This is a genomic window from Bernardetia sp., assembly GCF_020630935.1.
Lineage (GTDB): Bacteria > Bacteroidota > Bacteroidia > Cytophagales > Bernardetiaceae > Bernardetia.
This window is the reverse complement of sequence record NZ_JAHDIG010000030.1, coordinates 22605-45683: the sequence shown is the minus strand read 5'-3', so window position 1 is coordinate 45683 and position 23079 is coordinate 22605. Positions and strand designations below refer to the sequence as shown.

At 33.5% G+C, this 23079-nt stretch carries 19 protein-coding genes and 1 tRNA gene; 7 read left to right on the top strand and 13 right to left on the bottom strand.

Translation table 11 applies throughout. The features are described from left to right. Positions 1-34 precede the first annotated feature (34 nt). The 4 genes from QZ659_RS10120 to QZ659_RS10105 all read right to left on the bottom strand — a co-directional run bounded on the left by QZ659_RS10120 (position 35) and on the right by QZ659_RS10105 (position 2623). The gene (locus QZ659_RS10120) at positions 35-535 is read right to left on the bottom strand and encodes a hypothetical protein (RefSeq protein ID WP_291725632.1); all 501 of its coding nucleotides are present in this window, start codon (positions 533-535) and stop codon (positions 35-37) included. 61 nt (positions 536-596) lie between these two features. Beyond that, entirely contained in the window at positions 597-1031 is a 435-nt protein-coding gene (locus tag QZ659_RS10115; RefSeq protein WP_291725630.1) for a hypothetical protein, read from the bottom strand. Between the two features lie 52 nt (positions 1032-1083). Next, positions 1084-1812 carry an MlaE family ABC transporter permease gene (locus QZ659_RS10110; RefSeq protein WP_291725628.1) on the bottom strand — a complete coding sequence of 243 codons (729 nt, stop codon included), beginning with the start codon at positions 1810-1812 and terminating at the stop codon, positions 1084-1086. 166 nt (positions 1813-1978) lie between these two features. Further along, positions 1979-2623, bottom strand: coding sequence for an MBL fold metallo-hydrolase (locus tag QZ659_RS10105; RefSeq protein ID WP_291725625.1), 645 nt, complete (start codon positions 2621-2623; stop codon positions 1979-1981). Positions 2624-2717: 94 nt separating this feature from the next. On the opposite strand from QZ659_RS10105, the gene QZ659_RS10100 reads away from it, so the two are divergent. Next, positions 2718-3254, top strand: a complete 537-nt coding sequence (locus QZ659_RS10100) for a lipocalin-like domain-containing protein (RefSeq protein ID WP_291725623.1) — start codon at positions 2718-2720, stop codon at positions 3252-3254. Positions 3255-3318: 64 nt separating this feature from the next. Here the strand turns inward: QZ659_RS10100 and bcp are convergent, their stop codons facing one another. Next, complete coding sequence (gene bcp, locus QZ659_RS10095; RefSeq protein ID WP_291725622.1) at positions 3319-3765, bottom strand: thioredoxin-dependent thiol peroxidase; 447 nt, start codon at positions 3763-3765, stop codon at positions 3319-3321. A 249-nt stretch (positions 3766-4014) separates the two neighbouring features. Between bcp and QZ659_RS10090 the strand changes: the two genes are divergently transcribed. The 3 genes from QZ659_RS10090 to secDF all read left to right on the top strand — a co-directional run bounded on the left by QZ659_RS10090 (position 4015) and on the right by secDF (position 7991). Then, positions 4015-4088, top strand: a tRNA-Met gene (locus QZ659_RS10090). A gap of 137 nt (positions 4089-4225) precedes the next feature. Further along, the gene (locus tag QZ659_RS10085; RefSeq protein WP_291725620.1) at positions 4226-4657 is read left to right on the top strand and encodes a hypothetical protein; all 432 of its coding nucleotides are present in this window, start codon (positions 4226-4228) and stop codon (positions 4655-4657) included. Between the two features lie 217 nt (positions 4658-4874). Next, the gene (secDF, locus tag QZ659_RS10080) at positions 4875-7991 is read left to right on the top strand and encodes a protein translocase subunit SecDF (protein ID WP_291725619.1); all 3117 of its coding nucleotides are present in this window, start codon (positions 4875-4877) and stop codon (positions 7989-7991) included. Positions 7992-8118: 127 nt separating this feature from the next. Here secDF and QZ659_RS10075 read toward each other — a convergent pair whose 3' ends face one another. Together QZ659_RS10075 and QZ659_RS10070 are read right to left on the bottom strand one after the other, a co-directional pair. After that, complete coding sequence (locus QZ659_RS10075; protein ID WP_291725617.1) at positions 8119-10170, bottom strand: 7TM diverse intracellular signaling domain-containing protein; 2052 nt, start codon at positions 10168-10170, stop codon at positions 8119-8121. A 138-nt stretch (positions 10171-10308) separates the two neighbouring features. Then, complete coding sequence (locus QZ659_RS10070) at positions 10309-12264, bottom strand: SpoIIE family protein phosphatase (protein ID WP_291725648.1); 1956 nt, start codon at positions 12262-12264, stop codon at positions 10309-10311. Positions 12265-12959: 695 nt separating this feature from the next. Between QZ659_RS10070 and QZ659_RS10065 the strand changes: the two genes are divergently transcribed. The 3 genes from QZ659_RS10065 (at position 12960) to QZ659_RS10055 (ending at position 17369) form a co-directional block, all read left to right on the top strand. Further along, positions 12960-13784 carry a prohibitin family protein gene (locus QZ659_RS10065; protein ID WP_291725615.1) on the top strand — a complete coding sequence of 275 codons (825 nt, stop codon included), beginning with the start codon at positions 12960-12962 and terminating at the stop codon, positions 13782-13784. Between the two features lie 105 nt (positions 13785-13889). Continuing rightward, the gene (locus QZ659_RS10060) at positions 13890-14552 is read left to right on the top strand and encodes a WbqC family protein (RefSeq protein ID WP_291725613.1); all 663 of its coding nucleotides are present in this window, start codon (positions 13890-13892) and stop codon (positions 14550-14552) included. Between the two features lie 282 nt (positions 14553-14834). Further along, the gene (locus tag QZ659_RS10055; protein WP_291725611.1) at positions 14835-17369 is read left to right on the top strand and encodes an ATP-dependent Clp protease ATP-binding subunit; all 2535 of its coding nucleotides are present in this window, start codon (positions 14835-14837) and stop codon (positions 17367-17369) included. A 181-nt stretch (positions 17370-17550) separates the two neighbouring features. Here QZ659_RS10055 and QZ659_RS10050 read toward each other — a convergent pair whose 3' ends face one another. The 6 genes from QZ659_RS10050 to rodA form a co-directional block, all read right to left on the bottom strand. Then, the gene (locus tag QZ659_RS10050) at positions 17551-18522 is read right to left on the bottom strand and encodes a PDDEXK nuclease domain-containing protein (RefSeq protein WP_291725609.1); all 972 of its coding nucleotides are present in this window, start codon (positions 18520-18522) and stop codon (positions 17551-17553) included. Positions 18523-18637: 115 nt separating this feature from the next. Further along, on the bottom strand, positions 18638-19357 hold the full coding sequence (locus QZ659_RS10045; RefSeq protein ID WP_291725607.1) for a hypothetical protein: 720 nt from the start codon (positions 19355-19357) through the stop codon (positions 18638-18640). Between the two features lie 13 nt (positions 19358-19370). Then, positions 19371-20054 (bottom strand): hypothetical protein, encoded by a 684-nt coding sequence (locus QZ659_RS10040; protein WP_291725605.1) that lies wholly within the window; start codon positions 20052-20054, stop codon positions 19371-19373. A gap of 11 nt (positions 20055-20065) precedes the next feature. Then, positions 20066-20860 carry a glycosyltransferase family 2 protein gene (locus tag QZ659_RS10035; protein WP_291725604.1) on the bottom strand — a complete coding sequence of 265 codons (795 nt, stop codon included), beginning with the start codon at positions 20858-20860 and terminating at the stop codon, positions 20066-20068. A 55-nt stretch (positions 20861-20915) separates the two neighbouring features. Further along, positions 20916-21410 (bottom strand): hypothetical protein, encoded by a 495-nt coding sequence (locus QZ659_RS10030; RefSeq protein ID WP_291725602.1) that lies wholly within the window; start codon positions 21408-21410, stop codon positions 20916-20918. Between the two features lie 73 nt (positions 21411-21483). Beyond that, the gene (gene rodA / locus QZ659_RS10025) at positions 21484-23016 is read right to left on the bottom strand and encodes a rod shape-determining protein RodA (protein WP_291725600.1); all 1533 of its coding nucleotides are present in this window, start codon (positions 23014-23016) and stop codon (positions 21484-21486) included. Between the last annotated feature and the right edge of the window lie 63 nt (positions 23017-23079).

Here is a 23079-nt window from a genome sequence, read left to right as displayed (position 1 = left end):
ACTTTTTATCTTGTGTCTAGTACTCTAATAATAATTATTTTTTAACTCTCGTAAAACGCAAAAAAGGTTGGTTATTGAAATCTCCTCCCATATAGAGAAGGTCATCAGCAGTAGTTTCACCAATAGCAATAAAAACATTAAAACTTTCTGCATCTCCTAATGGGTCGCCATTTCTTTCTCTAAACCAAACTATATGAGGATTTCCACTCAAAACAGTTAAAAAATAGGGCGTATCTTCAGCATAAACTTTTGTTTCTGACTTTATCGTAATATAACCTGCTGAATAAATGGTTTTGTCTTCTAAAAAAGGATAATACTTTGAGGGAATTTGTTCTAAAACAGTTGTATCTTTTTTAAAAATGAGAGTATAACCTTCTTGCTTAGAAAACCACTTCCCTTCCATTGCAGAAGAGACTACATTTTCTTTGTCATTGACACAAACTAAAGGATTTTTAGATTCGTCTTGAGCAAAACCCTTAAACGAGATAAAACTAAGAACTAAAAATATAACAGATTGGTAAATTAGATAATTCATAATATTTTATTTGAATGAAAGAGATGCTGCTTTTTCTTTAAAAAAAGTTCAAGAATGGCATTTAAGAGTCTTGTTGCAATTCTGCTAAACCAGTAAAAATACGTTCTTTCAACAAGTTTATAATTCTTCTGTCTGTTCCAGTTTTATTTTGAGCATATAAGTTATACTCTTCCAAATCGAAATGTCCGATTATCATTCCTAACAACTGACTTTTAAATTTTATATCTTTTTGAAAAACGGTATCGATAAACTCTCTTTGTTTGGTGGCTGAAAGTCTAAAATACCCTCGTTGTTTTTCATTATTTTTAGTCTTCTTAGCTTCTTTTTCTGAAATGTAATCTCTGAAAATAGCGAGTAAAATCTTGTTTTGAAGTTTCAAGATAGGACGCAAGGTAACATTCTGAAAACGCTCTTCTCCTGTCATCGTCTCTGAAAGAACTACATTTTGAATTTCTGGACGAATAGATTTTTTAGGTGTTATGTTTTGGTCAGACAATTTTTTTAGTGATAAGAGTTAGCAATGAATGAAGAATTTTAACTGATAAATATTAGATAAGCATTTGAGCAAGTAGGTAGTCAGCCAAAAGAATAGCAATACAACTTGTTGTTACGGCTTTTGTACTTGCCTCTCCTACTTCTAATGCTCCTCCTCGTGTATAAAAACCCTTGTAAGCCGAAATAGTAGTAACTAAAAAGGCAAAAACAACTGATTTGATAAGCATAAAGGTAATATTAAACTCTACAAAATCTAAACGGATTCCATATACATACTCTACTGCTGTAAGCTGTCCAGTGAGCGTTCCAGCTAAATAACCACCACCAATCGCCAAAAAAGCTGCTAAAATTACAAGCAAAGGATAAGTAGCGATTCCAGCCAAAATTTTTGGAAAAACAAGATAAGAAGTAGCATTAATTCCCATTACCTCAATCGCATCAATTTGTTCTGTGATTCGCATTGTTCCCAAACCACCAGCGATATTAGAACCTACCTTACCAGCAAATACAATGGCAGTAATAGTTGGGGCAAGTTCCAAAACTGTCATATCACGCACAATCGTACCGATAAGAGATTTTGGAATGAGTGGACTCACAAGGTTATAAGCCGTCTGTACAGCCGTTACAGCACCAATAAAAGTAGATATAATAGTAACAATATAAACCGAACTGATACCAATTCGCATACATTCATCTACAAAAAGGCGAATATAGACGTGCCACGGTTCCATATCTGTTACCGTTCTACTCAAAAAAATCATGTACTTACCAATGCTTTTCATATAGGATAGCTTAGTTGAAAAAATGTGGATGTATTTTCTGTCTTTAAATAAACGAATAACTCAGCCTCAAATATACAAAAACTGAAGTTTATCTAAAGAAATAGAATTAAGAGAACTTAGTCAAGGCAGCTTTAAAACGTTCTTAGACCAAAACAGTTTATTTTTTTTAAATTTCTCTGATAAAATGGTTATTCTTTTTCTCAAAACCAATGCTTGTTGGATTTCCGTGTCCACAATAAATTTTTGTATCATCGGGTAGTTTATACATTACATTTTGAATCGTATCTCTCAAAACTTCCATATTCCCACCAGGTAAATCTGTTCTGCCAATGCTTTGAAAGAATAGAACATCTCCATTGATACAGAATTTTTGTGCTGCCGAATAAAATGCTAAGTGTCCAGGAGAATGACCAGGAACGAAAAGAGTTGTTAAGGTTGAATTACCAAATTTTATTTCTGTATTTTCATCTATAAAAACATCTACCGTAGTGGCTTCATACACTCCAAAACCATAAGATGGAGCATACAAGGGAACTTGGTTGAGTTGTTCTGATTCAATTCGGTGCGCTTCTAACTTTACATTGTAAGTGTCTTTTACAAATTTATTTCCCAAAACGTGGTCTATATGACAATGCGTATTGATAAGTCGTACAACCTTCAAATCATTTTGGCTGATAAAAGATTTCAAAATTTCTTTTTCATGTGGAGTATAACACCCAGGGTCAATGATAATGGCTTCTTTTGTTTCGTCGAATAAAATGAAAGTATTTTCTTGGAAAGGATTGAACGTAAATTGCTGTATAGAAATCATAGAAATATAAAAATTGGAGATGTTAATTTTTAACCATCTCACTTTATTGGTATCTTGTTTTGAATTAATAATTTACAAAATAAATGCTTCTATTATGAAATTCAAACTTTTACTTTTGGGCTTATCGATATTTTCTGTAATTAGTTTTTCAGCTTGTAAAACAACTGTTAAAAACTACTATGGCTCTCAAGACAAACAGCCTCCACTTTTAGGTTCTTGGGAAATGGTAGAAGTGCATTGGAAAACTAAAGATACCATTTATTCTATTCCAAAGGCTCAATACGGTTTGTTTATCTTCGAAAAAGACCGTTATTCTATTATGTGGACTCCTATAGACAAACCTAGAACTCCTTTCGCAAACCTTTCAAAGCCAACAGATGAAGAAAAAATGGCTGGTTTTAGCTCTGTGGTTTTCAATGGAGGAACTTATACCATGACAGATTCAACTGTAATTACCACAGCACGTATAGCCAAAGTACCTGGATTTGAGGGAGGAAAACAGTTTTACAGATACACTATAAAAGATGATTTGTTGAGGCTTATTTTTTTCGATGAAACCTATCCAAACGGGCAAAAACCAGAGTGGTATGGAAAATATGTTACTGAATTTGTAATGAGGAGAGTCAAATAAACAGAACTAAATAAACCTAACAAAGAAGTTAGAGCTTTTAAACTCTAACTTCTATAGTTTTATTTTACATAATTTGTTCGGCGTGTTCTTTTGTTTTGACTTTTTTAATCACGTCCTCAATTTTTCCCTCTTCATCAATGACAAAAGTAGTGCGCTGTGTACCCATATATTTTTTACCAAACATATTTTTTTCTTTCCAAACACCATATGCTTCATTGATAGAATGGTCTTCATCTACCAATAAAGGAAATGGTAAATCGTATTTTTCAGCAAATTTTTTATGAGAAGCAGCACCGTCTTTACTCACTCCCAATACTTCATATCCTTTTTCTTTGAGTGTAGTATAATTATCTCTTAGGTTGCAAGCCTGTGCCGTACAACCAGGAGTATCGTCTTTTGGATAGAAATAAAGTATGACTTTTTTTCCTTTGAGCTGAGAGAGTTTTATTTCGTGTCCGTTTTGGTCGTGAGCTGTAAATTCTGGTGCTTTATCACCTTTTTTAAGTTCCATAAGTTATATGAGGTTTAATTGAATAAACTAGAAAGCTATCGAACTAAAAAGCATAAAACAAAGTTTTGATAAAAAAATAATTGCTTGTTAAAATGCTGATTTGCAACAGCTTTCAACAACAAACAAAAATAATGAGACACTTTTTCTGTTTTTTTCTCTTAAATTATTTGGAAAAATAAAAAAAACACGTACCTTTGCACTCGCAATAAGGGAAAAGAAAATCACTTATTCATAAGATAAATAGTAAATGGCGAGGTAGCTCAGTTGGTTAGAGCGCAGCACTCATAATGCTGAGGTCGAGAGTTCGAATCTCTCCCTCGCTACTAAAATTAAAGTCTTTATTCTAAAAATGAATAAAGACTTTTTTTTATTTTAACTATTTTTATTCATAATCTTGTAATACCAAGTAAAAAACACTACTTTTGCAGACCAATCAAGAAATCTGTATTCAATTATAAAAATGTTGCCTACAAACTTTTTTACATCTTCTCGCAACCACTTTATGGGCTATTTTATGCTCCTATTAGTTGTCTTTTCGACAACAATGCGTTTTGCTAATGGAGAGGAAAAAACAGATGTAGTAGGAAATAATTTCATTAGCTTACTTGAAAATACAGAGGCTGATAACTATTCAGATACACAACTATCTGATGAAAACAAAGAGCAACGAGAAAAAGAGCCACTAACACTCAAATCAGCAACTTCTTCAGAAGCACTTCTGCAAGGATTTGTAATTACAGAATTATTCTATAACATAATTCTGACACCAAGCATAGAGTTTATATTTCCTTCTTTTTCTATTCAAAAACTCAATAGTGTAACCTACTACTTTTCTAGTTCAGGGTTCTTCAAGACACTATTCAACTGCTTTATTTCCCCAAATGCACCATAGTCAGTTGTCAGTAAACAGTTACCAATAATCAGTTAAATGCTTTTAAATCATTTAAGTGCATTATGTATCTGTTTTATCCCTATCGTAATTTTATTTCACATTTATATATTTCAATTTCAAACATTGAATTACCTATTGATTATGTTCGAAACATTATAATTGGCTATGCCAACTGTATTCGTAATTTTTAATTTGTAATTCGTAATTAATTAAAATCATGCAAAACAGAGGTTTTATTATATTCCTTGCTATCCTTTTTGCTGTTTTGTGCTTGTTTTCTCTCTCTTTTACACTTGTTTCTAACAATATAGAGAGTGAGGCAGCCGAATATGCTCAAGGTGATGAACAACTCAAAAAACAGTATTTAGACTCTATGTGGTCACAGCCTGTTTATCCAATTTTTGATTTTACTTATCAAGAAGTAAAAGAAAAAGAACTCAATTTAGGACTTGACCTTCAAGGTGGTATGCACGTAACACTTGAGGTTTCTCCAGTAGATATTTTGAAGTCTCTTTCTAACAATAGCCAAAACGAAGACTTTTTGGCAGCTCTTGCAGAAGCCAACAAACAACAGGCTTCTAGCCAAGACCGTTATGTAGAACTTTTCTTTGATGCTTACCAAGCGAAAGCTGGAGAAGGCAAACTCAAAGACGTTTTTGCTACTTCTGCAAACAGTGGAAAAATCAATTTCCGTTCTTCAGATAAAGAAGTAGAAGATTTTATCCGTTCAGAAGTAGATGGTTCGGTTCAAAGAGCTTTCGAAATCATTCGTACTCGTGTAGATAAGTTTGGAGTAACTCAACCAAATGTTCAGCTTATTGAAGGAACAAGCCGTATTCAAGTAGAATTACCAGGTGTGAATAATGCAGAACGTGTACGTGATTTATTGCAAGGTGTTGCAAAATTAGAGTTTTGGGAAGTATATCAGCCACAAGAATATCAACAAGTTCTTACTCAAATCAATACATTTTGGGTAGAAAATCGTATGGAGAAGGTTGAGACTCCAAATACAGATGATTTGACTCTTCAAGATACTACAAATACAGCAAGCACAGGAGACGATTTGATAATGGACACAAATGACAGTACTGATATAGCTGCAAATGAAGGTGATTCTTCTAAAATTGAAGATTCTTTAGCTGATACAGATACTACTCAAAATCAACAAGTTTCTCCTCTTTTCGAAAAACTTGTTCCAATCAGTCAAAACTACTTTACACTCACGTATGAGGCATTAGATACAGCTTCTATCAATCAGATATTGAATGACCCAGACGTAAAATCTGTTATTCCTAAAGATATGAAATTCTTCTGGAGTGTAAAACCAGATGTAGAAGCAGACGGAAAAGCATTCTACACGTTACACGTTATCAAGACAGCAGTAGGTGGAAAAGCTCCAATGACAGGAGAAGTTGTAACAGATGCTCGTCAAGACATCAATCCAAACGGACAAGTTGAGGTTTCTTTAGCAATGAACGGAGAAGGCGCACGTCTTTGGAAAAACCTAACAGGAAAAAATGTAGGTCGTCAGATTGCTATTGTTTTGGATGACTATGTGTATTCTGCTCCTAATGTAAATGAAGAAATTGGTGGTGGACGCTCATCTATCTCTGGTAGTTTTACAGTAGATGAAGCAAAAGACTTAGCTAACATTTTGAAAGCTGGTAAACTTCCTGCTCCAACTCGTATCGTAGAAGAAGCTGTTGTAGGACCTTCTTTGGGTGCTGCTGCACAATCTCAAGGTATTATTTCTATCTTGGTTGGACTTGGCTTGGTAGTCTTGTTTATGATTATCTACTATGCTAAGGCTGGTATTGTGGCTAACGTGGCTCTTGTAGCTAACATCTTCTTCATCTTTGGTCTTTTGGCTCAGCTTGGTGCTGCCCTTACACTTCCAGGTATTGCAGGTATCGTACTCACAATCGGTATGTCAGTAGATGCCAACGTTCTTATCTTTGAAAGAATCCGTGAAGAACTCGCACTAGGAAAAGGTTTGATGGCTTCTATTGAAGATGGTTTCCAACGAGCTTTGATTACTATCATTGATGCCAATGTAACAACACTTATCACTTCGGTTGTACTTTATGTTTTGGGAGCTGGTCCTATCAAAGGTTTTGCAGTAACTCTAATGATTGGTATTGTTTGTTCATTCTTTACTGCTGTTTATATCAGTCGTCTGATTATTTACTTAATGAGCCGTAAAGGAGATGAGAGCAATATGTCTTTCTCTACTCCATTTACTAAGAGCATGTTGGCAAATACGAACATTAACTTTATGGGCAAGCGTAAAATAGGTTATGTTCTTTCTGGTGTTGTGATTGCTGTTGGTGTAGTTGTTTTGTTTGTAAATGGATTAAATATGGGTGTAGATTTCACAGGTGGACGCTCGTATGTAGTAGCATTTTCTCAAAGTGTAACTCCTTCTGAAATTGAAGCAAGCATTGAGCAAAAACTCAATACATCAGTAGAAGTAAAAAGCTATGATGGAGATGACAAAGTAAAAATTACTACAAGTTACCGTTCGGAAGAAGAATCTACTGATGCAGATGAGCAAATTCAAGGTGAGATTATGGCTAGTTTGGGAGACAAATACACTGCTCTTAGTCCAGAAGTTGTAAGTACATCAAAAGTAGGTGCAACGATTGCAGACGATATTGCAGATTCGGCTCGTACGGCTGTTATTGTAGCGTTGATTTTGATGTTTGGTTATATTTCAGTTCGTTTTAGCAACTGGCGTTTCGGTGCTGGTGCTGTGGCTGCCCTTACACATGATAGTTTGATTGTAATTTCATTCTTTGCAATTGCTTATCTTTTAGGGTTTGCTGTAGAGATTGACCAAGTATTTATCGCAGCTATCTTGACTGTAATTGGTTACTCACTCAATGATACCGTAGTTGTATTTGACCGTATTCGTGAAGCTCTTAATGAAAGAGTAGAAGAAAGCCTACAAGAAACTATCAATGGTGCTGTAAACCAAACACTTAGTAGAACGCTCATCACTTCTGTAACGACGCTTTTAGTAGTCTTGATATTGTTTATTTTTGGTGGAGAAGCTCTCAAAGGGTTTTCTTTTGCTCTCCTTATCGGTGTAATTGTGGGTACATACTCTTCTGTTTTTGTTGCAACTCCTTTAGTTTTAGACTTATATTCTAAAAATGCTATTGAAAATGAGCGTAAGGCAATGGAACAAAGAAAAGAAAAATATGCTCAACAGTATGCAGACAAAGAGGAAATGGCTCAATACTTAAAAGAAATGGAAGAGGAAGCTAACAATCCTCAACCACAGCAAGAAGCACAGCCTCTTCGTAAGCCTAAAAAACCGAAGAAATACTAAATAATGATTAGTTGTTAATTATAAATGATTAATTAACTACTGTATTTCTCATAGTTAGAAAATCCCTTTTTACAATTTTTTGTAGAAAGGGATTTTTTGTGTATTTACAACGAAATATCTTGAATTTCTAATATTCCAATCCAAAAATAGAAATATCATCTATCTGTGTTTCCTCAGCCTCTTCCATCCAGTTTGTTATGGTAGTTCTTAAAAACTCTTCTTGTTTTTTCATAGGTTGTTGATGAATTTCTAAAAAAGTTTTTGTCAAACGCTTTGAACCAAATTTCTTGTTTTTTACTCCTCCAAACTGGTCTTGATAGCCATCTGTGGTTTGATAGATATATATTGTGTTTTTTGGAAAAATAGTATGAGTTGTAAAAGTTTTATTCCCTTGATTTCTCCAACCTCCAATGCTAAACTTGTCACCTTTTATTCTCTGTATTTCTCCATTTTCAATCAAATAGACAGAATTCATTGCTCCTGCAAGTTCTATTTTACGCTCATTTTTATACAGACAAACGATACTCATATCCATTCCGTCTTGTCCTTGGTTTTCTGATTGTTTTAAAGAGTATCTTACTAAATTATCCACTTCTGTAAGAATCTGACTTGGGTCTGTAATTTTTTTCATATTGACTATTTCTTCTAATATATTAATACCAATAACAGACATAAATGCTCCTGGAACGCCGTGTCCTGTACAATCTGATTGAATGGCAATTATCTTATCTCCCAAATCTGAAAACCAATAAAAATCGCCTGAAACAATATCTCTTGGCATATATAATACAAAATGGTTTTTCATTGATTCAGCCATACGTTTTTCAAAAGGTAAAAGTGCTTGCTGAATACGCTTTGCATAGTTAATACTAGACGTTACACCCTCGTGCAGGCGAGTTATTTTATCGTTTTGAGTAGTAATTATACTCAAAGATGTTTCTAGCTCTTCCACAGTATCTTTTAGCTCAATGGTGCGCTCCTCCACTTTTTGTTGTAATTCTTCTTTTTGATTTTTTATTAGGTCTTGATTTAATTTAAGCTGTTTGAGTTCGTTTTTCTGAGCAATAGCTTTTTCTTTTCTGTATTTATTTATTCGCATAGCTAGTGCAATAGAAAATAAAATAACTTCAGTAGCAGAACCTATAAAAATGGCATTTTTAGTAATAAAATTGGAAGGTATTGCTCCATTGATTTGTAAAATAAGTAATGAAATGCCTGTTAAGTATCCTGTCCAAGCCAATACGTAGATTCTTGCTTGTTTTTGTTTCTTAAAAATAAGTAGATAAATGCCTAGTAAAATAAGGTACAGGCTAATAATTAAGCTCAACACTTGAGATAAAGCAATTAAAACGACATTATCTAAAAATACATCAGCTAAACCTAAAATCAAGCATAAAAATACTATGAACTTAGATACCCAATAATTTTTCTTACTATTTTCTTTCACTTTTAAATATTGGGAACAAAACTCTATGATAAAAACCATTCCTACAGATAAAATAGTAACTAAATAAGAATTGAATTTTGTCTGATTAGGAAATAAAAATGCTTGTGCATATCCTGTAAGCATTGCATAAAATAAGCCCACAAATACTAAATAACCCAAATAATAAATATAAACTTTCTCTCTGACAGAAAAGAGTAAAAAGAAATTATACATAAAAAGGGCGAACAAAATCCCAAAGTATGCTCCAAAGAAAAAATTACTAGCCGTTTGGTTTTTATTGAACTCTTTTTGGTTAGTTAGATTGATTGGAATTTCTAGGGGAAATCTTCCACTACACATTAGATAAATTACTTCGCTATCATTTACATCAAATAAAAACGTGCGAGTTTCATATTCACCTTTACTGAAAGGGAGATACACACCATAACGTTCTTTTTCAAACTTTCCTTCTATTTTTCTATAAATATCAAGTGTATCAAGTAAGGGGTTGGCGACTTCTAAAAGAGTATTTTTATTATTTTGTGGTAGTTGTATCTTTATCCAAATGGCATCATTTGTATTGGCAAAGTTGAGCTGATTAGTTTTTGCTTCCTCAAACTGTACTTGATTTACCTTTTCTATTGTCATTTGATGCGAAGCATCTACATAGTATGAAATTTTTAATTGTTGTCCTTTGGTATTAGAGACTAAACTAAAAAAAAGTAGAAAAAGGAAGGATATTCTTATTATCATCAGAAAGTAAAGTATAATTGATACCACCAAAACGTTTTCTAATGTAAGAAAATAAAATGTATTTTCAGTAGGTTACTTAATTTTTATTCATTTTGGTAAAATGATAAAAAGAATAAAATATTATAAGTTTGAATTCTATTAAATTTCAAAACCAATTACAAGCACATCATCAATCTGCTTTTCGCTACCTTTCCATTCAATAAAATTGCGTTCTACTTCGTGCTTGAGTTCGTAGATATGATGTTTCTGTATTTTTTCTATAAATATTTGAAAACGTCTAGCAGAATATTTTTTACTATGTTTTCCTCCAAATTGGTCTAAATAGCCGTCAGTAAGAAGATAAAAACGAGTTCCCTGCTCTAGTTTTAGAGTGTGGGCTGTGAAGTTGCGTTCTATTTGTCTTGCAACCCCTCCTACATGCAAACGGTCACCTTTAATTTGATTTACTTTTCCGTTCGGCATAACATAAAGCAAAGAATTTTTTGCACCCGAAAACTGAATTTCATTCGTGTTTTTATCTAAAACACAAAGAGACATATCCATACCATCACGGTTTTCAGTTTCTTCTTGTTTTAGCGTCTGAACAATTCCATTATGAAGCTCATTAAGAATCATGTTACTTTCTGTGATGCCTCTCCATACTACAATTTGAGTAAGCAAATCATTTCCAATAACAGACATAAATGCCCCTGGAACTCCGTGTCCTGTACAATCTACGGCTGCAATGACAATTTTGTCATCTTTTTCTGCAAAAAAGTAAAAATCACCACTTACAATATCTCTAGGATTAAAATACACAAAAGACTTAGGTAGAATTTCTTCCAAAAGATTTTGGCTTGGGAGCATTGCATTCTGAATGCGCTTGGCATAATTGATACTTGCTGTAATATTTTTGTTTTGAAGCTGAATTTTTTGCTGTTGTTCCTCTAAATATTCGTTTTGAGCATATATAGACTGGTTTTGAGATTCTACTAAATCTCTTTGAGCAAGAATTTCTTCAGTTTGTTGTTCTAGTTCTGCTTTTTGTGCCTGCAATTCCTCATTCTGACTAAAAACTTCGGCTGTGCGTTCCAAAATTCTGCTGACAAGTAAGTTTACATCTCTTGAAAGTCTTCCAATTTCATCTTTATGACGTATGGGAATAGGCTTCCATTCTGCTGAAAAGTCATTTTCAATAACATTATGAATAGTTTCTGAAATTTGTTTTATAGGCGTTCCAAGTTTTCGTATCATCCATAATCCTAAAATTAGATTTAACAAAACACTAGCACTTACTACCCAAATTAGACGTTCTCGGCTTTGCTTTCTAAAAGCTTCACTATCTTTTTGTACTTTTCTATTAATACTTTCTATGTCTCTTTCTATTTGGTTGGAAAGTTTATTGAGTTTTCCCTTCAACCCCAAACGACTTCTATATCCAATTTTTCTTTCTGTTCCTGCCAGTCTTCGCCAAAGCGTTTCATATTTGTTTGCCCAGTCTTTCCACTGTGTTCTTTTTTCTGTTCGCTCTGCAATATTTCTATAGTTTTTTTGTGTAAAGTCTTCAATATGGCTTTTGAGTTCTATCAGAAGTGCATTTACTTGTTCTATTTGAGATTCCTCTTTGTAAAGAAGAAAACGCTGTTCAGCTTGTCTGATTTTGTAAAGTAATAATTTATCTAAAGGAGTTTCAAGTAGTGAATCCAAATGCTCACTCATTTTACCTTCATAGCCTTGATTCTTAAATCCTCTTTGGTATATTTTTGTAACCAAATCATCAAATGTAACTTCATATTTTATAACCGAACGACGCAGTGTGTCTATTCGGTGGCGCAGTTGAACAGAAGGGATAAGTGGATGTGTACGGAGGTCTAGTAAATCTTTTCGAAGTTTAGTGGTCAGTTGTCTGTGTTGAAGTACATAATAACTATCGCCTGTCTCATAAAAGTCTAAATTGAGAGCTTCTGAGCTAAAAAAATCACGCTCTAATTTGTCGGTTTGACGAATATCCAAGTCTATTTGAGAAAGTGTAGAAGTGAGTTTCTCAATACGGTGCATCTGTGCATCATACCACAACAGCATAGCTGCAAGTGTGATAGTTGCAAAAAGAAACACCAAAAAAGAAAGTAATAACTTGGATTTTATGGTAAAAAGAAACTTCACGAAAAGGGAATAAGAGTTAGTTTTTTATAGTAGGATTGATATTTATGCTTTAAAAATACAGATTAAAAACTTGTAGGACAAATTTTTAGCACGAAACGAATTACCTATTTAATTTTAGTTAAAACGTTTACTTTTTAGAATAAATTATTTTAAAACGTAAAATCTTCGCTACTTCTATATTATTTCCTATCTAAAACCCTGTTTTGAGTAAGCTCTTTTTCTGTTTTCTATGTTTTGTGAGAACACATAGTGTAAAGAAAAAACAGTTATTAGAAAAGCTAAAATATATTTTAGATGCTTCATTATTGTAAAATGATAGTGTGTGATTGAATAAACTTTGGCTAAATTCTACTTTTTGATTTTCTTTATCTAATAAAGGTTATCACGGTTATTTACGTAGGTCAGACTGGAAGTCTGACGACAAAGACTAAAAAGACTTTATTTCAATCCAAAACCTATGTTTTGGATTTTACAGACCAGTCTGGAAGACTGGTGTACAAAATTAACCGTGATAACATTTAATACTTTACACCAAAAGCCATTTTGAGAGGACGAAATGCAAACAAACTAACCCAAACCATTTATTTTTCGTTAGATTTCTAGTATATTTCTCAAAAAATTTACCTTCACAAATCTTACGTTATATTATGAGTAGTTCAAGAAATAAATCTTCCGTATCACCAAAAACAGTTTTTATTGGGTTAGGTACTTTTATAGTCATCATTGTTGCAGTCGTATTTTTATTCAGAACATTTGTTGTAGTTGATTCTGGAAAAGTCGGAGTAGTAGCTAACTTTGGAGCTGTTCAAGAAACTCTACTCCCAGAGGGAATGCACGCTGTCAATCCATTTGTTTCAACCGTTATTCAACTTGATGTGCGTGTTCAGAAAATGGAAGCCGATGCTTCAGCTTCTTCAAGAGACTTGCAGCCTGTTACTTCGAAAGTGGCTCTCAACTTCTTTTTATCTAAAGAAAAAGCAAATATTATTTATAGAGATTTGGGACTCAACTATAAAAAAACGATTATAGAACCTGTCATTCAAGAATCTATTAAGTCGGCTGCTGCTCGCTATACAGCCGAAGAACTCATTACAAAACGTCCACAGGTAAAAGATGATGTATATGAATATATAAAGAAACGACTGGCTCAAAATAATATCATTGTTACAGACTTTTCTATTGTAGATTTTAATTTCTCAAAAGAATTTAACTCTGCCATCGAACTCAAGCAAATTGCAGAACAAAAAGCACTTACTGCCAAAAATGATTTGGAGCGTATCCGTACAGAAGGCGAGCAAGAAAGAGTTAGGGCGCAAGCACAAGCCGACGCACAAAAATTATTAGTTCAATCTTTAGATGATGAACTTTTGAGATTAAAAGCCATTGAAAAGTGGGACGGCAAACTACCTGTTATTTCTGGAGGTGGCGAAACTTTTGTCGATATTGCTGATATTATGAAATCTAGCAAATAAATGTAGTGTGTGAACGCATCAAAAACTTCATTTTTGTAAGTAAACACCATTTCATTATCCCAAAAAATACTAAAACCTAACAGTAAAAAACACACGCTAAAGCGTATGCTATACAAAAAAATCCTCATAGAACTTCATCATCTTCCTTGTTTAGATTATTGGAAAACTATCTTGGAGGCTGATGAAGTTATTTTAGAAGCCAGCGAAAACTACAACAAACAAAGCTATCGAAACCGTACCTATATTTTAGGTGCAAATGGAAAAATAGCTCTCACTGTGCCTGTTCAAAAGGGAAGTCAGCGAACTCCCATAACAGAAGTAAAAATAGATTATTCTACTGACTGGAACAGGCAGCATTGGCAAAGTATAAAATCTGCGTATGGAAAAAGTCCGTTTTTTATTCATTATGCCGATTTTTTAGAACCTATTTATCAGAATCCACCTGCTTTGCTTTGGGAATTTAATTACAAACTTCTGACTATCTGTCAGAAACTTCTAAGAGTATCTATTGCAATACAAAAAGCAGAATCTTTTGAAAAACAGTATGATAACGAAATTTTAGACAAACGAAATACTATTTCCCCAAAAAAAGCTGCCATTTTTTCACACACGCCTTACTATCAGACCTTTGGCAATAAGTTTGAAAATAGTGATACTCCAAAAGATAATCAAGAATTGACAAATTCCACTTTTGAAAATAACTTGAGTATTTTGGATTTACTCTTCAATGAGGGAACAAATGCGCTTTTAATGATTAATGATAAGTGATAAATTATTAATTTAATACTCTAAAAAAAGAAAGGATTATAATCATTTGAAAGGGAAGAAATTCAATACATTTAATTCTATTGAAAAATATAATTTTGTTATTGAATTTTCTTATCAAGATTTACAACTAAACATTTTATCACTTAACGCCGTTCTAAACTTGTAAATAACAGATATTTTTTGCTTATTTATAAAACAGAACTCAAAAAATAATTACTCATAAAAAATACTTTTTACGGTAATTGAAGATACATTTTTACAAAATCAATATACAACCTGCTTATGGAAGCCAAATTTTCAGACAGAGTCAAAGAAGTTATTTCTCTAGCTAGAGAAGAGGCTTTAAGGCTTGGACATGATTATATAGGTACAGAACATCTTCTTTTGGGAATGATACGAGAGGGAGAAGGAAGTGCCATCAATATTTTAAAAAAATTAGGAGTTACGATTGAGGAACTTAAAGCCGAAATCGAACGCCATTCACAAGGAACAGCCACTTACAACGTTCGAAATCTTGCCAATATTCCCCTTACTCGTCAGGCTGAGAAAGTCTTGAAAATCACATATTTGGAAGCGAAAATTTTTAAAGCTGATTTAATCGGAACAGAACATTTGCTTTTATCTATTTTGAGAGATGAGGATAGTATTGCTACTCATATTTTAGAAAAATTCAACATAACCTACGAAGTAGTAAAAGAAATGCTCCAATATCACAACGACAAACCCATCACTTCTGCCGCAGAAGAAGATGATGATGAAGGACGTATTTTCGGTGGTGGAAGAGAATCCTCTGGAGGAGGTTCTTCTCAAGGAAAATCAACTGAAAAATCACGAACTCCTGTATTAGATAACTTTGGTAGAGACCTTACTAAGCTCGCTGAAGACGACAAGCTAGACCCTATCATTGGGCGTGAAAAAGAAATTGAGCGTGTAGCTCAAATCCTTTCTCGTCGTAAGAAAAACAATCCTATCTTGATAGGTGAACCAGGGGTAGGTAAAACAGCTATTGCAGAAGGATTAGCCCTTCGCATCGTTCAGCGCAAAGTTTCTCGTATTTTATTTGGTAAGCGTGTTGTTACGCTAGACCTTGCCTCTCTTGTAGCTGGCACGAAATATCGTGGACAGTTTGAGGAACGTATGAAAGCTGTGATGAGTGAGCTTGAAAAAAATAGAGATATTATTCTCTTTATTGATGAGCTTCACACGATTGTTGGCGCAGGTGGTGCATCGGGTTCTCTTGATGCTTCCAATATGTTTAAGCCAGCACTTGCTCGTGGCGAAATACAGTGCATCGGTGCAACAACACTAGACGAATACCGTCAGTATATTGAGAAAGATGGTGCATTGGCTCGTCGTTTCCAAATGGTTATGGTAGAACCTACTGATGTAGAGGAAACTATACAGATTTTAGAAAATGTAAAAGATAAATACGAAAATCATCATCACGTAAAATATGATGAAGAAGCTATTAAGGCTTGTGTAACACTTTCAGAACGTTATATTACAGACCGTTTCTTGCCAGATAAGGCGATTGATGTTTTGGATGAAGCTGGCGCAAGAGTGCATATAAATAACATTCACGTTCCAGAAGAAATTACAAAGCTAGAAGCTGACATTGAAGATGTAAAAGTAGAAAAAAATCAAGTTGTGAAAAGTCAAAAATATGAAGAGGCTGCACAGCTTAGAGACAAAGAAAAACGCCTCATTGAAAAATTGGAGCGTGCAAAATACAAGTGGGAACACGAAACACGCAAAATGACTTATCCAGTTACAGAAGATAATATTGGAGAAGTAATTGCGATGATGACAGGAATTCCAGTAAAACGTATTACGCAGAGCGAAGGACAGAAAATTTTGGGAATGAAAGAAGCCTTGACAGGAAAGGTTATCGGACAAGACCAAGCTGTTGTAAAACTGACAAAAGCAATTCAACGTACTCGTGTAGGCTTAAAAGATCCAAATAAACCGATTGGTTCGTTTGTTTTCCTTGGTCCGACAGGTGTAGGTAAGACAGAGCTTGCAAAGGTTTTGGCAACTTATTTATTTGACCGTCCAGATGCGCTTGTTCGTATTGATATGAGTGAGTATATGGAGAAATTCTCTATCTCTCGCTTGGTTGGTGCGCCTCCGGGATATGTTGGATATGAAGAAGGTGGACAGCTTACAGAAAAAGTACGTCGCAAGCCTTATAGTGTTATCTTGCTTGATGAGATTGAAAAAGCACATCCAGATGTTTTCAATATTCTATTACAAGTATTGGATGATGGAATCCTTACAGATGGCTTAGGTCGTAGAGTAGATTTCAGAAATACAATTATTATCATGACTTCCAATATTGGAGTTCGTCAGTTGAAAGACTTTGGTGCAGGTGTTGGTTTTTCTACACAATCTAAAGAAGATATGAGTGGAGAACTAATGAAAAACACTATCCAAAAAGCTCTTAAAAAGGCATTTTCTCCAGAGTTTTTGAACCGTTTGGATGATGTGATTGTCTTTAATTCGCTTGAAAGAGAAGATATTCATAAGATTATTGATATTTCTTTAGACAAACTCTTCCACAGAATCAAACTTCTCGGATATGAGATTAAGCTAACAGAGTCAGCTAAAGATTTCTTATCAGAGAAAGGTTTTGACCAACAATATGGAGCAAGACCTCTCAACAGAGCTATTCAGAAATACTTGGAAGACCCAGTAGCCGAAGAGCTCTTGAAGGGAGAAGTGCAGGAAGGCGACACACTTCTTGCTGACCATAAAGAAGGAGAAGCAGAGCTAACTATCAAAATCAAGAAACAAAAAGCTAAGAATACAGAAGAATAAATAGCTTTTTTTAAAATTGATTCATAAAAAAATCAGATAATGAATTTATTTATTATCTGATTTTTTTTTATTGTGTGATAAGTATTCTAAATAAAGAAGTTGTTTAAGACCTGAAAGCGAGCGAAGATAATGTATTTTTCAACCGTAAACGAAGGTTATATTACAGCCTTTTTAGATTCTTTTACTCATTCTCAAAAAGCTCATGGAGTTTTTGTTGTAATATCTTTTTATCTAATAGCTTGGTTTCATATTCTGAAACTAAGGTAGGCGAAAGATTGCGACTTAACGCATATTCTACTACTTCGCTATCTTTAGTCTTGCAAAGAATAATTCCTACACTTGGATTTTCGTGGTCTTTTTTCACTTCTCTATCTAAGGCTTCCAAATAAAAATTCATCTTACCTAAATATTCTGGTTTGAAGTCTGTGATTTTAAGTTCTATTGCCACCAAACAGCGCAATTCCCTATGAAAAAACAGTAAATCAATATAAAAATCTTGATTTCCTACCTGTATTTTGTATTCTTCATCGATGAGTAAAAAATCTTTTCCAAACTCCAATACAAATTTTTTGAGATGTTTTAATATAGATTTTTGTAAGTCATATTCAGAAAAATCATCTTTCAGATTGAGAAATTCCACTACATAATTGTCTAAAAAAACTTCTTTTATGCGTGGATAAAGCTCTTCTGCTGTAATGCTACTTTGCGTGTTGCTCAACATTGTTCTCTCAAAATAAGCACTATCAATCTGCCTTGCTAGTTCTCGTTTACTGTATCTTTCTTGCAGACATTTTTTGAGGTAAAACTCTTTCTCTTCTACTGTTTTTGTTTTAGATAAAATGAGTAGATTATTTGTCCAGCTAATTTCTCGCACCAGTGGTGCGAGTTTTTCATTTTGAGAATATTCTTCATAAAACTGCTTCATTCTCCATAAGTTACTTGCTGTAAAACCTCTCAACTTAGGTTCTTTTTCAGAAATATAATTGGCTAGTTCTTTGACTGTTCCTTTTCCCCACTCAGTATTTTGTGTTTTGAGATAGATAAATTCTCCCACTTTCCAGTAGAGTTCTACCAAAGCCTTATTTATGATGGAATAGGTTTTATTTTTAGATTGTGTAATTAGCTCTACTATTTTCTCAAAATCTTTATCCATAGAAGTCATTTTTTGTTTCTCTATCAAGAACGATGTTTTTTGGATAAAAGCAAAATCTAAATTAATGGATAATTAGAATTATACAAACGGCAAGAAGCCTAAACGACAATTTGAATTATGGATAAACTATTTTTGTGCTATCGTTTAGAAAAATAGCGTTTTCTATGATTTCTTGGTAAGACTGCTCTACTATTTCAGCATCTTTTTTTATCAAAAAAATTTCCCTTCCGTCTTTCAAGACTATTTTGGTAAAATTCCCTAGTTCTGATGAAGTCGTAAGGGATTCAATTTGGTAATCTATCATCAAGGTAGCGATTTCTTTCATTGCTGGTTTGAAGTCTTCCACTTCTGCGTGTTCTATAGAAAAATCTTGAAAAGATGCGTGTGCCATCTGAAAAGATATAATGCCATTGTAAATTGTGTATCTTGAAGGTGAAAAATCTTTATACAACTCTTCCATTCTGTCCTTTCCTATTATTTCCACCAACACAGAATCTCTAAAAGGATTATGGTTTGTAAATCCTAATTCCCTATGCAGCTTCATATAGGTTTTGTCTTCGCTGTGATTTACCACAATAGAATCTGTGTGGATATTCTCCAATTTCCATAAACTGGCTAGTTCTGATTCTGAAAAAGAGCTTGTAGAAATCGTTTTTGGTCTTTTTAATGGCTCTACTGCAATTTCTTTTGTTTTTTCCTCTTCTATACTTTCTACTTCTTTTACTTCCTCTATTTTTTCGCCAGTATCAAAATTGATGTAAATAGTAAAAATAAAGATGCAAAGCAGCAAGATAACACCAACGGCAGACGAAATTTCTTTTGATGAATAATTCATATTAAATTTTTGTTTAGTAGAGATAAATCACTTTTGTGCTATCATTTAAATACTCTGCATTTTCCACCACTTGTTTATAATACCTATTCTTTATTTCAGTATTTTTTTTCATTAGAAAAACGCTTCTACCATCTTTGAGTTTGATTTGAGTGAAGTTTCCTAGTTTAGATTCTGTAATAATGGAATCTATTTGATAATCTAATATCGTATTTCCTATTCTACGTAATTTGATAGCATCAGCAGATTGAAGGTTATAATATTCCACTCTGAAATCGGTAAAGCCATTTATTCGACCTTTATTATGAGAATTTATAAAATTTAATATACCGTAGTTGATACTATTATCTTCATCGTTGTTACTATGTATTTCATCAACTGGTTGTTTTGTGAAATTATTTCTTTGACTATAAGTAGTATTATCTCTATTTATAACTTCTAAATTTTTATTAATGTGTATTTGTGTCTTCTGTTTATTACGATTTACATTTATAAACTTAGTTTGTAAGCCTTCTAGCTTCCAAAGATGACTTAAAACTGTAGAATCTAAAACCAAATATTCTTCTATAACTTCTGACTCTGTTTTTATTTCTTTGGCTGGTTCTTTAGCAAAGAAGTTTATGAAAATAGTAAAGGCAATGACTAAAAATAGGAGTATAACCCCAACAAAAGAAGAAACTTTATTTGAATTAGAACTCATAGACAAATAGTTTATTTAAAAATCAGCTTTCCAAAAATAACAAAGTGTTGCCAAATTGCCCCTATAAAACCGATATGCTTTTGGAAGATTTTGAAGCGTTCTTTGAGAGAATTTTTTTTCTGTGAAGTAGAAATTCCACCAGCCAAAAAATGAACAACCACAGTTTCGGTGCGCTTTACTCTTATTTCCTGTTTATTTTTTTTTCGCTTTTCTATTTCTTTAAACAAACGAATAGACCAATCTATATCGCCAGCCAATCTAAACTCTAAATCATACAAAGGAGCAATTTCACGTCGTACCCACATTCCTTGATGACAAATTACCATTCCTTCCAAAAAGTTTTTGTAGCCTCGTTTTGTTAGTTTTTCTTCGGTAGGAGCTTCTTTGTGATAGTTTGAAAACGAATTATCCAAATGCTTAATTTTCACTTCTCCATATATGAAATCTAAATTCTGAAAAACTTCTTTGCTTTGATTTTCAGATTTATTTATAATTATTTCATTCACTACATTCTCTACTGTATCATAGTTAGGAATCGTATCTCCAGCGTGCAAAAACCAAACAAAATCGCCCGTACTTCTCTGCAAACCTTTGTTCATTGCATCATACAGGCTTTTATCTTTCTCACTTATCCACGTTGTGATATGTTCTTGGTTTTCTTCGATGAGCTGTTTTGTTCCGTCAGTAGAATTTCCATCAATGACAACATATTCTATATTCTGATACGTCTGATTCTTGACAGACTCAAAAGTTTGCAAAAAAAGGTCTTTTGCATTTCGGACAACGGTAATAATAGTAAGTTTCAAGTTTTTTAGTGATTAATGTTTAGTGATTAATTGATATAATTCATTAATCTAGCTTTTACTCGTTGTTACAAATTACACAGCCTTCAATGTGAAGATAAATTTGATGTTTTTCACATTTTTGATATTTATTTCCAAAAGGTATTATTTCAAATATTTCTTCCTTTTCAATATGCTCTAAATTGAACTCTTCAATCATTCTCTTAAATGTCTTTAAACTACTCATTATCCAATCTTCTCTTGGTTCATAACTCAACTGATTCCAATTTGCCTTTTCTAGAGCTCTTTCTATCACCTTAAGGATAAACTTTTTTTGGTGCTGAAATAAAGATTTATCCCAAATGATTTCTGTTATATCAAAACCTATAATACCCAAACCTAATAATGACCAATCTCTTTGAGCAAACCAAATCATTATATCTTTCTGATATTCTTCTTTTGCAATATCACTGCCAGCAAGACAAAGTGTATCTATAAAAATACCTGTTAAACTATTACTCATATTCAAATAGTCCCTCTCTCTAACATTATCATTTGAAATAGTATTTGCCATTTTAAACTGATTATATATTGGGCGAATAATTTTATGTACTGGCAACTGATAACTGTTTACTGGTAACTGAAAATTAGTCTATCTTCACTTCTGTCTTACGGTGCATATCTAGTTTTACCAAAATAAAAAGTAGCAAAGTAAAGCCCCAAAGCGATGAACCTCCATAACTAAAAAATGGCAACGGAATACCAATTACAGGAAAAAGTCCGATAGTCATTCCAATATTGACGACAAAATGATAAAATAAAATAGAAACTACACCATAAGCATACACCCTAGAAAATTTAGATTTTTGCCGTTCAGCTACGTGGATAAGCCTAAAGAATAACAAAACAAACAACACCAAAACACCAAAACTTCCGACCCAGCCTTGTTCTTCACCGATGGTACAATAAATAAAATCTGTACTTTGGTCAGGAACGTAATTGAGTTTTGTATGAGTTCCCTCTAAAAATCCTTTTCCAGTAAGCCCTCCAGAACTGATAGCACTTTTTGAGTTATAGACTTGCCAACCAAAATCTTGTTTTCCTTGTGTTGGGTCGACCAAAACCTCCAATCTTTTGCGCTGATATTCTTTCAAAACATCTTTTACAAAAAAGTCTAGTCCTCCCACAATCGCTACTGTCGCCATTACAATAAAGCCTGTAAGCCAAATCGGTTTGTATTTTTTATCTACTGTAAGTGAAAAAATTCCCTTTATAATGAGCCAAATTCCAAAAATTCCTCCTAACCACATTAAGTTTTGTTTGAAAGATTCAGATTTGATAAGAGCTGTATTTTTTTCTGCTTCATATTCTTGTACAGGAAGCCACCACGGCATGGTAAGCAAAGCAACATTTAAACCTACTTCTATCACAAAAACATACCATTTTGGACGGTCTTCTGTTCGTCTTCTCAAAAAATCTACAAGTTGAATAACTAATAAAATCGTTCCTCCAGCAACAATTATTCTTTGCATCAATCCCCACAAATCGGAAAGCATAACAAGCGTTGCCACCAAAAGTATTATGGCTGAAAGTCCAATCACCATAATGAAAGAAGGAAGTCCTTCACGGTAAAATACGATAAAAAAACTAGCAAAAACCATTGCCGAGCCTGTATCACCTTGCAGAATTGTCAAGACGGCAGGAATACCAATAATGACCATCAAAACACCAATATATCTCCATTTTTCAGCACTCACACGCTTATTTCCTAAGAAAAAGGCTATCATTAGAGCAGTTCCTACTTTGGCTAGTTCGGCAGGTTGGAAGCGAATACCACCAAAATCAAACCACGACTTAGAGCCTGCGACTTCTCTTCCAAAAAGTAAAACTCCTACAAGCAGAGCCATCGTTCCTATGTAGAAAAAGGGGGAAACCGAAGCAAAAAGCCGAACATCTAAAAGTGTCAAGACAAAAGCCAAAAGCGTAGCTAGTCCAATCCAAACAATCTGTTTTCCTGCATTCGTTTTAAACAAAAATTGAGTGATGGTATAAGTTTTTTCAGCATCATAAATGGCTGCATAAATACTAATCCATCCCCACGACAAAAGACCAAAAAATAAAAGTATTGTTAGCCAGTCTAGTTGAGCAAAAGGAGAACGAGAAGAGGAAGAACCGTACATTTTTGAATTACGAATTGATTAATTAAAAATTACGAATGAAAAGCAATATTTTAAAAAATCAAA